This window comes from Tropicimonas sp. IMCC6043 (genome assembly GCF_004146235.1).
Classification (GTDB): Bacteria; Pseudomonadota; Alphaproteobacteria; order Rhodobacterales; family Rhodobacteraceae; genus Tropicimonas.
Genome location: NZ_SELO01000062.1, coordinates 1 through 14806, shown reverse-complemented (window position 1 = coordinate 14806; position 14806 = coordinate 1). Strand labels below are relative to the sequence as shown.

Genomic DNA, 14806 nt, shown 5'->3' with positions numbered 1-14806 from the left:
AGCTGATCGCACCGATCGCGATGGAAGAGAAGCTGCGCTTCGCCATCCGCGAGGGCGGTCGCACCGTCGGCGCCGGCGTCGTCTCCAAGATCATCGAGTAATACATACTCGATGCGAGATGTCGGGGTGGGCCTGCCGGGCCTGCCCCAATCGTTGATACCGGGTTCGACGCCGGGTGTGGAATGAGCCGCATTCGACCTCTCAACCCCAATGCCGAGAACAAGGCTGACTGACAATGCAAAGCCAGAACATCCGCATTCGGCTGAAGGCGTTCGACTACCGCGTGCTGGACGCCAGCACGCTTGAGATCGTCAACACCGCCAAGCGGACGGGCGCCCAGGTGCGCGGCCCGATCCCGCTGCCGAACAAGGTCGAGAAGTTTACGGTTCTCCGTGGACCGCATATCGACAAGAAGTCGCGCGACCAGTGGGAGATCCGCACCCACAAGCGCCTGCTCGACATCGTCGACCCGACGCCGCAGACCGTGGACGCGCTGATGAAGCTCGACCTCGCCGCCGGCGTCGATGTCGAAATCAAGCTGAACTAAGGAGGGCATGGAACTATGCGCTCTGGAGTTATCGCAAAGAAGGTGGGGATGACCCGCCTGTTCCTCGAGGACGGCCGCCAGGTTCCGGTGACCGTGCTCCACCTCGACAATCTGCAGGTCGTCGACCAGCGGACGCTCGAGCGTGACGGCTACACCGCCGTCCAGCTTGGCGCCGGCTCGGCCAAGGCCAAGCGGACCAGCCAGCAGATGCGCGGCCATTTCGCCAAGGCGAACGTGGCGCCGAAGCGCAAGGTGGCCGAGTTCCGCGTCGCCCCCGAGAACCTCATCGACGTCGGCGAGGAGATCACGGCGGACCATTACTTCGAAGGTCAGTATGTCGACGTGTCCGGCACCTCGATCGGCAAGGGCTTCGCCGGTGCCATGAAGCGGCACAATTTCGGTGGCCTGCGCGCCTCGCACGGCGTCTCGATCTCGCACCGCTCGCACGGTTCCACCGGTCAGTGTCAGGACCCGGGCCGCGTGTTCAAGGGCAAGAAGATGGCCGGCCACATGGGCGCGGCACGCGTCACCACGCAGAACCTGCAGGTCGTTCGCACCGATGCCGACCGCGGCCTGATCATGGTCAAGGGCGCGGTTCCCGGCTCCAAGGGCGGCTGGGTGACGATCAAGGACGCCGTCAAGAAGCCGTTCCCGGAGAACGCGATCCTGCCTGCGGCACTGAGATCGGCTGCCGCTGAAGCCAAGCGTCTCGCCGAAGAAGCCGCTGCCCAGGCCGAGGCCGAGGCAAAGGCGGCCGAAGAGGCGGCTCTGGCTGAACAGGCGGCCGCCGAGGCCGCGGCGCTGAAGAAGGCCGAGGAGGAAATCCAAGCCGAGAAGAAGGAAGGCGAGGAATGAAACTCGACGTGATCAAGCTCGACGGCGGGGCCGCCGGCGACGTGGAACTCTCCGAAGACGTCTTCGGCCTAGAGCCGCGTGCCGACATCCTGCACCGCGTGGTCCGCTGGCAGCGCAACAAGGCGCAGGCTGGCACCCACAAGGTCAAGACCCGCTCGGAAACCAGCTACTCGACCAAGAAGATCTATCGCCAGAAGGGCACCGGTGGCGCCCGCCACGGCGACCGCAACGCGCCGATCTTCCGCAAGGGTGGTATCTACAAGGGCCCGACCCCGCGCAGCCATGCCCACGACCTTCCCAAGAAGGTCCGCAAGCTCGGCCTGAAGCACGCGCTGTCGTCCAAGGTGGCCTCCGGCAACCTCGTGATCATCGAGACCGCGGCGCTGGACGAAGCCAAGACCAAGATCCTGGCCAAGCAGGTCAAGGAACTCGGCTGGAAGCGTGTGCTGATCATCGATGGCTCGGAAGTGAACGAAAACTTCGCTCGCGCCGCTGCCAATATCGAAGGTCTGGACGTGCTGCCCTCGATCGGTGCCAACGTCATGGACATCCTCAAGCGTGACACGCTCGTGATCACGAAGGCGGGTGTCGAAGCTCTGGAGGCCCGTCTGAAATGAGCGTGAAAGCCGAATTTTACGACGTGATCCGCAAGCCGGTCATCACCGAGAAGTCGACCATGGCCTCCGAGGCCAACGCGGTCGTCTTCGAGGTCGCGATCGACGCGAACAAGCCGCAGATCAAGGAAGCCGTCGAAGGTCTCTTTGGTGTGAAGGTGAAAGCGGTCAACACGACCGTCACCAAAGGCAAGGTCAAGCGGTTCCGCGGCCAGCTCGGCAAGCGGAAGGACGTCAAGAAAGCCTATGTGACCCTCGAAGAGGGCAACACGATCGACGTTTCCACCGGCCTCTGAGGCGGCGGAGAGATCGAAGGAATGAGGGCCCCTGCCGGAAGGCGGGGGCCTTCTCCCGTTCGGGAGGTCAGTCACGGTATCCGGTGGATCGGTCTGGCCCGGAGTCCGTGTCTCCCGCTCGTGAAGCCTCCGTCGTCGAAGGCTGCATTACAAATGCGGGCGTGAGACTCGAGGGCGCCTTCGCCGGGGAAATTGCGGTTACGTGCAATGCCATGCCGCACGGTGAGCATGTGTCACGATTTGGGAGTCACGGCCACCTGAGCGGGGTGCAACTCTTCACTCGCCGACGTCGCAGAACGCTCGACCATGCTCAACCGGCAATGCGCGGTCCCAATCTGCGTCAGACATCCCCGGCAGGCGATGCCCCCTTCCGTCGCATTCGCAAGACCAGCGGAGAGAACCAGATCATCACGGTGATGATCCCGAGAACCGCCGCGATGGGACGCTCGAAAAAGGCAAGGAGGTTGCCGTCTGCCTTGATCATCGAGGTCATGAAGCTGCGCTCCAGCAATCCGCCCAGAACGAGCCCGAGGATCGCGGGCGCAATCGGGAACCCGTTCTCCTCCATCACGTAGGCCACCAGACCGAGCACCACCATGATGCCGACGCCGAAGACGGTGTTGTTGATGGCGAAGGTGCCGACAATGCAGAACATCAGGATGATCGGCATCAGCACATTTCTTGGGACCCGGAGCAACTGTGTCGAGGACTTGATCGCCACATATCCCAGCGGAATCATGAAGAGGTTTGCCAGGAAGAAGGTCACGAAGACCGAGTAGATCAGCTCCGGCTGTTCGAGAAACACAGTCGGACCGGGATTCATGCCCTTGACGTAGAGAACCCCGATGACGATCGCGGTGATGGAGTCACCGGGGATGCCGAAAACGAGGGCGGGCACCCAGGTGCCGCCCAGCCCGGCATTGTTGCTGGCCCCGGCATCGACGATCCCCTCGACATGTCCGGTGCCAAACTTCTCCGGCTCCTTCGAGAATTTCTTCGAGACGGCATAGGAGATCCATGCGGCGATGTCCGATCCCGCGCCCGGCAGAGCTCCGACCAGCGTGCCGATCACGCTGCCGCGCAGCAGATTCTTCTTGTATCGAAGCAGTACCCCGCCGACGCCGCGGAAGACATTTCCAAAATGCCCGAACTTGACCTTTACCGGTTCGGCGGTTGAGGTGACCGAGCGCAACACTTCGGCGACCGCGAACATCCCGATCATGGCGGGGATGAAGTTCACGCCCCCCATGAGCTCGACGCTGCCGAACGTGAAGCGCGGATGGCCAGCGGTCGGGTCGATGCCGACGGTCGCGATCAGGAGCCCGATCATCAGCGAGATAACCCCCTTCACGGGCACATCGGTCGAAATGAAGGCGGCCGAGGTGAGGCCGAGACATGCCAGCCAGAAATACTCGAACGAACTGAATTTCAACGCAAATTCCGCAAGGGCCGGGGCCGTGAAAGTGAGCACCAGCGCACCGAACAGGCCGCCGATCACCGCACTGCAAAGCCCTACGCCGAGCACGAGTTCGGCCTGTCCCTTGCGGGTCATGGCATAGGCCTCGTCCGTATAGGCCGCGGAGGCGGGTGTGCCGGGAATGCGCAGAAGCGCCCCCGGCAGGTCGCCGGCGAAGATCGCCATCGCCGTTGCGGTCACGATCGAGGCGAGCGCGGGCACGGGCGGCATGAAAAAGGTCACGGGCACGAGTAGCGCGGTGGCCATCGTCGCGGAAAGCCCCGGAATCGCCCCCATGAACATTCCGAAAGCACCCGAAAACAAGATCACCAGGAGGACTTGCGGGTCGAATACGAGGCCAATGGCCTGAAGCATGATGTCCATGTTCGTCCCCTACCAAGCGTAATTCTCGAGAAGACCCCAAGGAAGTGGGACCCGGAGCATCTGGCCAAAGAAGAACTGGATGACCACGACAGTCAGCAACGCAATCAAGATAGACGACTTCCAATACGCCGGTCCGCGCAACCGGATCATCAAGCCAAAAAGCACGGCGCTTCCGGTGATGATGAAGCCCAGCCAGTCGGACAGAAGAATATACAGGACCAGGGCCAACAGAACTGCGAAGAAATTGCCGACATGCCGGGGCGACCGCATCCAGTCGGCCATCGTCACGCCGGGGATCACGGACCACTCTCTTGCTCCCTTGAAGACCAGAACCACCCCGGAAAGGCCCATCAGGGCCGCGATCAGGCGCGGGAACAGATCGGGACCGTAGGCTTGGCCGTAGAGGCCGGGATAATCGCTGGTGAGATAGAAGAGTAGCAGCGCAAACAGGATGAAGAACACACCTGAAACGGCATCGTTGAACTTCAAGGGACGATCCTCACCTCCGGTGTGGAAAGATCGGGCGGAAGGACACGTGATCCTTCCGCCCGGCATTGCAGAAGGGCGTGCTTATTTCGCCAGGCCCGCCTTCTTCATGACTTCGCCGAAGCTCTCGTCGTTCACCTTCATGAACTCATAGGCTTCGGTGGAAGGGCGCCACTGCATCCCGAAGCCGCGTCCGTCCATGAATTCCTTGTATTCCGGGCTGTTATATGCCTTCTCGAGCGCCGGAACGAGCTTGTTGACGACTTCGTCGGGCATCCCCTTCGGGCCGCCGATCACCCGCCAGACGCCGATCGTCCAGTCAGATCCCGTTGCTTCCTTGAGGGTCGGCACGTCGGGGAAGATGTCGAGGCGCTCCTCGCCCATATTGGCAAGCGGCGTCACTTTCCCGGCCTCGATCAGCGCCCGGCCCTCGGCCAGCGACGAGGTGACGTAGTCAACGCCACCGGCGACCATGTCCTTGAGGGCCGGAGCCGAGCCTTCGCTGGGAACCCACGGTACCTTGGCCGGGTCCACACCTTCGGACAGAAGCCAGCCGGCGCCGCCAAGATGCCAGATGCCGCCCTGACCGGTTCCGGACGCCTTGAAGGTCCCATCCGGCTCCGCCTTGATCGCGGCGATCAGGTCGGCGGCGGTCTGATACGGCGAGTCCGTGCTCACCATCAGGCCGCCCGCGTCGAAGTTCACCTGGCCGATGACAGTGTAGTCTTCATAGCTCAGGTCGGTCAGGCCCACCCAGTGCATCATCGCGATTTCGACCGTTACCACGCCCAGCGTATAGCCGTCGGGTTTTGCCGACGCGATGGCCGAATGCCCAACGACGCCGCTGCCACCGGTGCGGTTGACGACGTTCACCGGGGTTCCGAGTTCCTGTTCCAGAAGGTTGGCGAAGATGCGTCCGACAGCATCGGTGCCGCCGCCTGCGCCCCAAGGAACGATGAGGGTGATCGGGCGTTCGGGCCATTCGGCTCTCGCTTCAGGCGCGCCGAATGCGGCGAATGCCGCGACAGCCATCGCAGCGCTCTTCAGAATCGCACGTCTTTTCATGGTTTTCTCTCTCCCTGATGCATTGCCGGCCACATGGTCCGGGCGTTGTTTGACTCAGTTCCGTTGTCCGGAAGTTCTTGTTCTTGGAAAGGGCTACGAGCCGTCACGGGATGGTTCCCTCTGTCGGACCAAGGCCATCATTTCATTTGGTATACTATTCGACCAGATACTGTCATCCTGTCTGAGGTGCGCGATTTTGACACCTCCGATTGCAGATGCAGCAGGCGGGCGGAGCGCCGGGCCCGGTGCGAACGTTTTACTGTACAATGATCAATTGAGCACCAACCGCCCGAGTTGCGGTGCGCTTCCTGATCCCTTTTCGAAGACTTCGTGACCGCACAGCCGGAGCTTCAACGGTGGGAGTAGAACGACGTCGTTCGTGCGAGACTATGGGAGCGTGTTCTGCGGCACCACTGTGACACTTCGGGCGCTCTCGAGGCCCCGCTTACCGAAAATGACCGCAAAGAACCTTCTCTCGGCCAACGAAACACGAGGCCGACCGCCGGTCGAGACCGTCATGCCATTCGTTGGCCGAGGAGGTTGAGTGGACAGGCCCTTTCAGGGCCCGTCAGACGTCAGCGGCGGATGCTGAGGCGGCCGATGAGGTCGTTGTAGCGAGCCTCGTCTTTGGCCTTGAGGTAGTCCAGCAGCTTGCGGCGCTGCGCGACGAGCTTCAGGAGACCACGACGGGAGTGGTTGTCCTTCTTGTGGGTCTTGAAATGCTCGGTCAGCGTGTTGATCCGCGAGGTAAGGACGGCGACCTGGACTTCGGGCGAACCGGTGTCGCCTTCCTTGGTCGCATATTCCGAAATGACGCGGGCCTTTTCTTCGACAGTGATCGACATCGGGGTCTCCTTGAGGTTCGAGTTGATGGCGCAAGCCGGGATGTCGTCCAGCAGGGCCCTTGGAGAGAGGACCGCCCGGGATTCGGACGGATGCGCGCGTATAAGGGGAATCCGGAGCAAACGGAAGGAGTTTCTCAGGATCAGAGGGGAGTCCAACGCATCGGCCGCGTGCCGTAGCTGACATAGAGAGGGTGGCGCGGGTGGCCGGCGCGGGTCAGGCCGAGGCAGAGGAGCGGGCGACCGGTGGCGAGGAGGAGCGCGGCGACCGCATCTGCTCGGCCGAGATGCGCGCCGTGAATGCCCCAGGCGCAGAGGATGTCGTCTGCCCAGGCCGCGCTGTTGCGCAGTACGGCGTCGTTTTCCGGCCCGACCGGATCGGTGGCGCGGCGCAGCGCGGTGGGATCGGTCTCGCGCCAGGCAAAGATGTTGCAGACCCGGAAGGCGCCGTATCCGAGCGCTCGGGCGCGGCGCTCGCAGCGCTCGACCGTCGGGTCGTTGACCAGTTCGGTCGCCTTCGACGGGTTGAGCATGATGAAGAGAAGCCGTCTGCCGGAGGCGTTCCAGGCGCGGGTGAGCGCGTAGCGGTAGCCTGTGCAGTCGGAATAGAGTGCGGTCGAGGGAGCGTCGCCCTTGACATGGTCGCGCGAAATCATCCGCCCTCTGGAAGGTTGAAGACCCGCGCCGGGTGCAGTTCGCCGCTACGATAGGTGCCGATGGCGACGGGCGTGCCCTGGTAGCTGGCCCAGGCGATATCGCCATAGTCGATATCCGGCGCGGCCAGAACCATGCCCGGGTTGCCGTTGCGCATCCGGGCCGCGCCTTCGGGCGTGCAGGGCAGCATTGGCAGGTCAAGCAGCCCGTCCTGCAATGGGCGCAGATGCGCATCGAGCTCCGGTGTGCGAGCCATCGCCTCGAGCGCCTCCAGCGTCAATGCACCCTCGGTGTCGAACGGACCGGACCAGATGCGGCGGAGCGACGTGACATGTGCATGGCAGCCGAGTGCTGCACCGAGATCGCGGGCGACAGAGCGCACATATCCGCCCTTGCCGCAGACCATCTCGAGCACGGCGGTGTCGGGGTCGGGCCGCTCGACGAGGTCGAGGCTGTCGACATAGAGCGGGCGGGCGGCGATCTCGAATGCCTCATCATCGCGGGCCAGCGCATAGGCGCGTTCGCCGTCGATCTTCACGGCAGAGAATTTCGGCGGCACCTGCAGGATGTCGCCGACAAAGCGCGGCAGGGCGGCGCGGATCTCCGCATCGGTGGGGCGCAGCGGGCTGGTTGCGATGATGTCGCCCTCTGCGTCGTCAGTATTGGTCGCCGCGCCAAGACGGATGGTGAAGCGATACGCTTTGAGCGCGTCGGTGACATAGGGAACGGTCTTGGTCGCTTCGCCGAGGGCGATCGCGAGCAGGCCGGTTGCGGCGGGATCGAGCGTGCCGGCATGGCCGGCCTTCCGCGCGTCGAAGGCCCACCTGACCTTGCCGACCACGGCGGTCGAACTCGGACCGGCCGGCTTGTCCACGATGACCCACCCCGAAATGTCGCGCCCCTTGCGCCTGCGTGCCATGTCCTGCCCCGATCTGTATCGAAGGCGGCGGGTTAGCGCGCCAAACGGGGCGCTGTCAATGGCGACGGCACGGGTCTGCGATCGGTGGATCTGCATCGGATCGATGGAGGGGAGGCCATGTAGTTCCGGTGCCGCGGACTGGGTGGGGGCTGTTGCTCCGCGGCACCGGACCGAGCCGAAGCTCTCTACACATTCAGAAGATGCCCCCGGCCTGGGGCGCCCGTGAGGGCAAAGGGTGAAACAGCAGAGGTCATTTTGAGGCGGGATTGCGGCAAGGCTTGATTTCGGCAGCTGGTCCGATTCATGGTTGATCCATGAACATGGAGAGCCCGCCACCATCACTTGCCGGCTGCCTGCCGCAGCAGGTGGCCTTCGACCGCAGGGAGCTGGGCCTGATCCTGACGCTTTACGGGCGGATGGTCGCGGCTGGAGAGTGGCGCGACTACGGAATCTCGCATCTTCGGGAGGTGGCGGTCTTCTCGATCTTCCGGCGCACTGCCGAACATCCGCTCTACCGGATCGAGAAGCGTCCGAAACTGCGCCAGCGGCAGGGGATGTACGCGGTCCTGGGGCCGGACGGACAGATCCTCAAGCGCGGTCATGACCTGAAGACTGTGCTCCGGGTGCTGGAGCGGAAACTGATCCGGGCGGTGGATTAGGCGAGACGCTTGTGGGCGAGAAGCCCGCCGAATTCCTTTGCGGCAATGCGGGCCATCGCGGCCTCGATCGGCTCGAGGGCGACAGCCATGTGATACGCATTTGCATGGATGAATAGCGCCGGGTCGGCGGCGATGGCAACATGGCCTTCCCAGAAGAAGAGATCGCCCGGCAATGGCGGAGCGTTCTTCGGCAGCGCCGTGCCCACGGCATCGTATTGAAGGTCACTGTCGCCGGGACAGGGGATGCCCGCAGCCAGTAGGGCGGCCTGGACAAGACCCGAACAATCGATTCCGGCGCGGGAATTGCCTCCCCAGAGATAAGGCGTGCCGAGATAGAGCCGTGCGGTCGCGACCGGGTCGGTCGGCGGCGCGTCGAGCGGCGAGAGGTGGCCCGTGTGAACGAAGCCGCCGGTATCGGTTTCCGACCACGTCCCGCTCTGTCCTGTGATGCGAAGCAGGCTCCCATGCGAGAGCCAGCAGGTCTCTCGGACCTTGAGATCGGGCGAAGGGTAGAGATGGGTCGCGGCGGCGGCAACACGGTGGGTCGGTCTGAAATCCGCGACGAGCGCAGTGTCGTCCACATAGCCGACATAGCCGTCGCGGGCCGATTGCAGGAAGGCGACGCCGTTGCGGATGTCGAGGACGCGGACGCGCTCGCCGAAGAGCAACTGGCGCTCGCGCCGGCCGCCGGGGCCTTGCAGGAGGTCGACCACGGGAGCGCCGACCCGTTGCCAGTCTCCCTCAGTGTAATGCGGTGCGTCGACCTGGCCGCGCAGCTCGCTCGCCGCGACATGGCTGTTGGCTGGCAGAAGGCGGTGGTCGGTCACAGCGACAGGATCTCCGGCAGCGCGTCGAGCAGCGCACGGGCGCCCTGGCCGACGCCGCCGACCGGACGGGCGGGCGCCGCTGTGGGCTGCCAGCCATAGATGTCGAAATGGGTGTAGCTGCGCGCTCCTTCGGCGAAGCGGCGGAGGAACAGCGCGGCGGTGATCGCGCCGGCCATTCCACCCTTTGGCGCGTTGTCGAGGTCGGCCAGAGGAGGTTCGATCATCGATTCGTAGGGTGCATGGAAGGGCATGCGCCAGACCGGATCGGCCACGCGGGCGGCAGACCCGGACAGCGCCGCGGCGAGCGCTTCGTCATCGGTGAAGAAGGGCGCAAGATCTGGGCCGACGGCGACGCGGGCGGCACCGGTCAGAGTCGCCATCGAAACCAGGCAGTCGGGATCTTCCTCGGTAGCAAAGGCCAGGGCGTCGGCGAGGACGAGGCGGCCTTCGGCATCGGTGTTGTTGATCTCGACGCTGAGACCCTTGCGCGAGGCAAGGATGTCCTGCGGGCGGAAGGAATTGCCGGAGACGCTGTTTTCGACCGCCGGGATCAGCACGCGCAGGCGCATGAGAAGGCCAAGGGTCATGATCATGGAAGCCAGGCCGAGAACCGTGGCAGCACCGCCCATGTCCTTCTTCATCAGCCCCATCGAGCTGCCGGGTTTGAGGTTCAGCCCGCCCGTGTCGAAGCAGACGCCCTTGCCGACCAGGGTCAGGCTCGGGCCCGCGTCACCCCAGCGGAGGTCGATCAGGCGGGGCGCACGCGGCGAAGCGCGGCCGACGGTGTGGATGAGCGGGAAGTTCTCCGCGAGCAGGTCTTCGCCGCGCGTGACGGTGAGATCGGCGCCGTGGGTTTCGGCGAGTGCGCGCGCGGCGGCCTCGAGCTCGTCCGGGCCCATGTCGTTGGCAGGCGTGTTGATGAGGTCGCGGGTGAGCGCCTCGCCATTGGCGATGGCCTCGATTCGCGTTGCATCGAGCCCCGCCGGTGCCTTGAGCGCGGCGCCGGGCGTCGAAATCTTTTTGTATCGGTCAAAGACATGTCGGGCGAGCAGCCAGCCGAGCGCGTTTTCGGCGCGTTCCGCCTCCGGCAGCGGCGTGACGAGATCATAGATGCCCTCGGGCAGTTTCGGGACTGCGGCGGCGAGTGGGAAGCGGCCGCGGGAGCGGCTCTGCGGCGTTCCGTGCCCGACGACGGCGAAGGCTTTGTCGCCATCGGGGAGCAACGCGACCTCACCCTGGGCGCCGGTGAAGCCGGTGCGGTCGAGCCAGGCCCGCGGACCGGTGCCGAGCGTCTCTCGCCAGCGTGCGAGATCCTCCGTTCCGACGAGATGCAGCGGGGTGGCGGGCGCGGCGGCCTCGGCGAAGCGGAGCGTCATCTGCGGGTTCCTTGGACCGATCGATTGGGCCTCGGACCTTAGCGAATCGCGCACCACCCGCAAGGGAAAGGGAACGGAAACAAGGTCAGATTCCGGGATCCTGCATGTCCCAGACCGCGGTCAGAGAGAGGTCGCCGATTCGCTCGAGCCGGCAGAGCGTCGCGCCGAGGGCGATCGGATCGCCGGACTGGGCACAACGGGCAACGTCGCCGGCGACGCGGGCAAAGCTCGTCAACCCGACCTGGCCGGCAATGGCGACCATGCTTCGGGCGATGCGGGCGAGCTGGTCCAGCCGACCGGCGCGGTGAAGTGCGGCAAGATCCGACAGGCGCAGCGCGAGTTCCTCCATGGCGCGGCAGACAACGTTTTCCGCCCCCGCCGGGCCAAGTTCACTGTAGCGTGCCTCGAGGCTGTCTGGGTCCAGTCGAACCGGCTCCTCATGATGAAGTATCGCGAAATGGGCCACCTTTTCCCTCGTCCTGATCCTCGGATGCAAACTGATCCGCCCCACGGCCTGTCTCGAGAGTGACCCGATGGGTTGAACAATCGGTTAGGAGGCGGCACAAGATTGATCTCGATTTTCCTAAAATGTCCGCCCTTGCCAGGGGCCGAGCACCGGGAGACTGGCATGTCCGAGACGACCGAAAAGACCGGGACACAGGTCGCGCCAAGCCTGCGCGCAGCTCCCCTGCCACCCTATCTTGTGACGCGCTACAACGGCTGGCGCGCGACCACGTATCAGGAGAACAGGGTCTGGTATCGGCGCCTGGCCGAGGACGGCCAGAACCCGCGAATCATGGCAATTGCCTGCTGCGACAGCCGGGTCGACGTGAATGGGCTGTTCAGCGCCGAGACCGGCGACATCTTCCTGCATCGCAACATCGCCAACGTGGTGCCGCCCTACCTTCCCGACGGAGATCCGCACGGAACCTCGGCGGCGCTGGAATACGCCGTATCCGTGCTGCGCGTGGCGCATGTCATCATCGTCGGCCACTCCGATTGCGGCGGAGTGAGGGGGTGCCACCAGATGTGTTCCGGCCATGCGCCGGAACTGGAGGCGAAGGAGAGCTTCGTCGGCCGTTGGCTGGAGATCCTGCGTCCCGGTTACGAGCGCGTAGCCGGAATTGCCGATCCGGCCGAGGCGCAGCGGGCGCTGGAGAAAGAGACCGTGGTGATCTCGCTGGAAAACCTGTGGGACTTCCCTTTCGTGCGAGAGGCCGTCGAGGCAGAGCGGCTGTCGCTGCACGGCCTCTGGGTTGATATCGGCAAGGGGACGCTGGAGCATTACCTTCCCGAGGCGGGCGGATTCGTCCTTGTCGGCGCGGGCCGTTCCGAGACGTGACAGTCTGCGCCGGGCTCACGAAGCCCGTGCCAGGCTCACGATCCCCCAGAGAAGCGGCAGCATCAGAAGCTGGTGCAGGAGATAGATCACGAGGCTGTTGCGCCCGGCCCAGCCGAGCGCGCGGGCCAGCGGCCCGGCCGACCGACCGCGCCGCGCGAGCCGGTGAAGGACACCCTTTCTCAGCGCGACCCGTGTTGCCGCGATCCCGAGCAGGCAGGGCGCCAGCCAGGGAAAGACCGGTTCGAAATCCAAGGCGAGCGGCCGGTTGAGGGAGAACCCGATCCAGGCAAGCCAGCGTGTGTCGAAGGCCGCCGACTGGACATAATGCGGGAGCACGAAAACGAGACCGGCGACGGCGGCGGTGATGCCGGACGGCAGGCGCAGGAAGGCCAGCCCGGCGAATCGGGCAACGGTGATCGCGTGAAGGATACCGAAATAAACGAAGGCATTCGGCGCGAAGGCGAAGGTTCCCACCGAAACGGCGAGGGCCGCGAGGGCGATGACAGCGCTTCGGCGGAGAAAGGAGCGCCACTTTATGCCGCTCCGATGTGCGAGCACGAGACTCACGCCCGCGAAGAACAGGAATGACCCGGCCACCGTTCGCGCGAAGATCGCCCATGGGCCCGAGAGCGTGGTTCCTCGCGGCAGGATGCCGAGGAATTCCAAGTCGAACACGAAGTGGAAGATCACCATGCCGATGATGGCGACGCCGCGACCGATATCGACCGCGACAATGCGGCCTGGCAGAGGATCGTTCTGTGCGATGGCGACGGCCTCCCTGCGCTGGCTTGGTTCCAGCACCCTGTCCCGTGCCGGGTCGCGAGTGCAAGCGGGTATCGTCGGGCCGGCCGCAGCTGCCGGGACGGTTCCCAAAAGCAAGGAGGCTCCCGCGTGGGGAGCCTCCGCAGTGTCGCTTGTGGCGGGTGGTCAGGCCTTCTTGAGAACCCGGTTTCCGAGCAGTTCCGCAATCTGCACCGCGTTCAGTGCGGCGCCCTTGCGCAGGTTGTCGGAGACGCACCAGAGGTTTAGGCCGTTCTCGATGGTCGAATCCTGCCGGATGCGGCTGATGAAGGTGGCGTAGTCGCCGACGCATTCGACAGGCGTGGCGTAGCCGCCGTCCTCGCGCTTGTCGATGACCATGATACCGGGGCTCTCGCGCAGGATATCGCGCGCCTCGTCCTCGTCGAGAAAATCCTCGGTCTCGATATTCACCGCCTCGGAATGGCCGACGAAGACCGGGACACGCACGCAGGTCGCGGTGACCTTGATCGACGTGTCGACGATCTTCTTGGTTTCGGCGACCATCTTCCACTCTTCCTTGGTCGAACCGTCCTCCATGAAGACGTCGATATGCGGGATGACGTTGAACGCGATCTGCTTCTGGAACTTGGAGGGCGCGACCTCCTGGCCGGGCACGTATAGGCCCTTGGTCTGGTCCCAGAGTTCGTCGATGCCTTCCTTTCCGGCGCCGGACACCGACTGGTAGGTCGAGACCACCACCCTCTTGATCCGTGCTCGGTCATGAATCGGCTTCAGCGCCACCACCATCTGCGCCGTCGAACAGTTCGGGTTGGCGATGATGTTGCGGTTCTTGTAGCCCTCGATCGCGTCCGGGTTCACCTCCGGCACGATCAGCGGGATGTCGGGCTCGTAGCGGTAGAGCGAGGAATTGTCGATCACCACGCAGCCCGCCGCCGCCGCCTTCGGCGCGTAGGTCTTGGTCGCCGAGGAGCCGATGGCGAAGAGCGCCATGTCCCAGCCAGTGAAATCGAACGTGTCGATGTCCTTGGTCTTGAGAGTCTTGTCGCCAAAGCTGACTTCGGTGCCGATGGATTTTCGGCTTGCCAGAGCCGCAATCTCATCAACCGGGAACTGGCGCTCGGCCAGGATGTTCAGCATTTCGCGGCCCACGTTGCCCGTGGCACCCGCGACAACGACACGATACCCCATCGGTCCGTACTCCTGTTTGGTGCGCGCGCCTCATAGCAGCGCGGGAATGGTTGGGGAAGGGAGTAAAACGCCCGAACGCTTGCGCGACGATACTTGCCGCGTTGCGACCAGAGCGGGGATTCACCGGGTGAAGGGTGAGACCACGCGCGCGGAGGGCGAATCCGCCCACTCCTCGGATCTCGGGACGCGGCTTATGCCGAGTCGTCCTGTCTACTGGCGCCGATGGTGCCGCCCGGTCGGAGGCGATTCTTCTCCGATCAAGGCCGGAGTCGCGTGTACTTGCGGCCGAAAGCGGGTGATCGACGGCATCAAATGCCATGATTTTCAGTGTGTTCCCTGGGTCTTTGCCGAGTTTGTCATCTTTTTGAAAAAAACCTCTTGCGGCCCCCTGCGCGTTTCCATAGAACCCCCTTCACCGGCGCTGCTGAGGCGGTTGTTGGTGACGGACTGGTGGTTCGCGAGGGTGATCGGTTCGGGATAAATCTGAGGACATGGGCAGGCTGTTGCGCTTAGGGAATTAGGCGCATCGGTTGG

At 64.3% G+C, this 14806-nt stretch carries 19 protein-coding genes; 7 read left to right on the top strand and 12 right to left on the bottom strand.

The annotated features are described in order from the left end of the window. From EU800_RS23945 to EU800_RS23925, 5 genes are all read left to right on the top strand, one after another. A partial coding sequence (locus EU800_RS23945) for a hypothetical protein (RefSeq protein WP_129635028.1) occupies positions 1-101 on the top strand: 101 nt, incomplete at its 5' end. 134 nt (positions 102-235) lie between these two features. Then, entirely contained in the window at positions 236-547 is a 312-nt protein-coding gene (gene rpsJ / locus EU800_RS23940) for a 30S ribosomal protein S10 (RefSeq protein ID WP_129636017.1), read from the top strand. 15 nt (positions 548-562) lie between these two features. Further along, the gene (gene rplC, locus EU800_RS23935) at positions 563-1402 is read left to right on the top strand and encodes a 50S ribosomal protein L3 (protein ID WP_129636016.1); all 840 of its coding nucleotides are present in this window, start codon (positions 563-565) and stop codon (positions 1400-1402) included. Then, a complete protein-coding gene (gene rplD / locus EU800_RS23930; RefSeq protein ID WP_129636015.1) occupies positions 1399-2019 on the top strand; it encodes a 50S ribosomal protein L4 in 621 nt (206 codons plus the stop codon). The genes rplC and rplD overlap by 4 nt, the downstream gene beginning before the upstream one ends. Further along, positions 2016-2312: a 50S ribosomal protein L23 gene (locus EU800_RS23925; protein WP_129636014.1), complete on the top strand. Its 297-nt coding sequence runs from the start codon at positions 2016-2018 to the stop codon at positions 2310-2312. The genes rplD and EU800_RS23925 overlap by 4 nt, the downstream gene beginning before the upstream one ends. 340 nt (positions 2313-2652) lie before the next feature. Here the strand turns inward: EU800_RS23925 and EU800_RS23920 are convergent, their stop codons facing one another. The 6 genes from EU800_RS23920 to truB form a co-directional block, all read right to left on the bottom strand. Further along, the gene (locus tag EU800_RS23920) at positions 2653-4152 is read right to left on the bottom strand and encodes a tripartite tricarboxylate transporter permease (RefSeq protein ID WP_129636013.1); all 1500 of its coding nucleotides are present in this window, start codon (positions 4150-4152) and stop codon (positions 2653-2655) included. A 9-nt stretch (positions 4153-4161) separates the two neighbouring features. Then, positions 4162-4641 carry a tripartite tricarboxylate transporter TctB family protein gene (locus EU800_RS23915; protein ID WP_165354824.1) on the bottom strand — a complete coding sequence of 160 codons (480 nt, stop codon included), beginning with the start codon at positions 4639-4641 and terminating at the stop codon, positions 4162-4164. Between the two features lie 81 nt (positions 4642-4722). After that, positions 4723-5703, bottom strand: coding sequence for a tripartite tricarboxylate transporter substrate binding protein (locus EU800_RS23910; RefSeq protein WP_129636011.1), 981 nt, complete (start codon positions 5701-5703; stop codon positions 4723-4725). Positions 5704-6278: 575 nt separating this feature from the next. After that, positions 6279-6548, bottom strand: a complete 270-nt coding sequence (gene rpsO / locus EU800_RS23905; protein ID WP_129636010.1) for a 30S ribosomal protein S15 — start codon at positions 6546-6548, stop codon at positions 6279-6281. A 140-nt stretch (positions 6549-6688) separates the two neighbouring features. After that, positions 6689-7201, bottom strand: coding sequence for a DUF1643 domain-containing protein (locus tag EU800_RS23900; RefSeq protein WP_129636009.1), 513 nt, complete (start codon positions 7199-7201; stop codon positions 6689-6691). After that, entirely contained in the window at positions 7198-8118 is a 921-nt protein-coding gene (truB, locus tag EU800_RS23895) for a tRNA pseudouridine(55) synthase TruB (protein WP_129636008.1), read from the bottom strand. The genes EU800_RS23900 and truB overlap by 4 nt, the downstream gene beginning before the upstream one ends. Positions 8119-8432: 314 nt before the next feature. On the opposite strand from truB, the gene EU800_RS23890 reads away from it, so the two are divergent. After that, positions 8433-8777 (top strand): DUF2794 domain-containing protein, encoded by a 345-nt coding sequence (locus EU800_RS23890; RefSeq protein ID WP_129636007.1) that lies wholly within the window; start codon positions 8433-8435, stop codon positions 8775-8777. Here EU800_RS23890 and EU800_RS23885 read toward each other — a convergent pair. The 3 genes from EU800_RS23885 to EU800_RS23875 form a co-directional block, all read right to left on the bottom strand. Further along, entirely contained in the window at positions 8774-9604 is an 831-nt protein-coding gene (locus EU800_RS23885; protein ID WP_129636006.1) for an NlpC/P60 family protein, read from the bottom strand. The two genes, EU800_RS23890 and EU800_RS23885, sit on opposite strands and share 4 nt — an antisense overlap. Then, positions 9601-10980, bottom strand: coding sequence for a M17 family metallopeptidase (locus tag EU800_RS23880; protein WP_129636005.1), 1380 nt, complete (start codon positions 10978-10980; stop codon positions 9601-9603). Before EU800_RS23880 ends, EU800_RS23885 begins: the two co-directional genes overlap by 4 nt. 85 nt (positions 10981-11065) lie before the next feature. Continuing rightward, positions 11066-11446, bottom strand: coding sequence for a hypothetical protein (locus EU800_RS23875; RefSeq protein WP_129636004.1), 381 nt, complete (start codon positions 11444-11446; stop codon positions 11066-11068). Positions 11447-11608: 162 nt separating this feature from the next. On the opposite strand from EU800_RS23875, the gene EU800_RS23870 reads away from it, so the two are divergent. Beyond that, entirely contained in the window at positions 11609-12322 is a 714-nt protein-coding gene (locus EU800_RS23870) for a carbonic anhydrase (protein ID WP_129636003.1), read from the top strand. Between the two features lie 15 nt (positions 12323-12337). Here EU800_RS23870 and EU800_RS23865 read toward each other — a convergent pair whose 3' ends face one another. The 3 genes from EU800_RS23865 to EU800_RS27320 all read right to left on the bottom strand — a co-directional run. Beyond that, positions 12338-13123, bottom strand: coding sequence for a heparan-alpha-glucosaminide N-acetyltransferase (locus EU800_RS23865; protein WP_129636002.1), 786 nt, complete (start codon positions 13121-13123; stop codon positions 12338-12340). Between the two features lie 126 nt (positions 13124-13249). Continuing rightward, positions 13250-14272 carry an aspartate-semialdehyde dehydrogenase gene (locus EU800_RS23860; protein ID WP_129636001.1) on the bottom strand — a complete coding sequence of 341 codons (1023 nt, stop codon included), beginning with the start codon at positions 14270-14272 and terminating at the stop codon, positions 13250-13252. Positions 14273-14596: 324 nt separating this feature from the next. Continuing rightward, positions 14597-14806 (bottom strand): hypothetical protein (locus EU800_RS27320; RefSeq protein WP_207209988.1); only part of this gene is annotated, 210 nt, incomplete at its 5' end.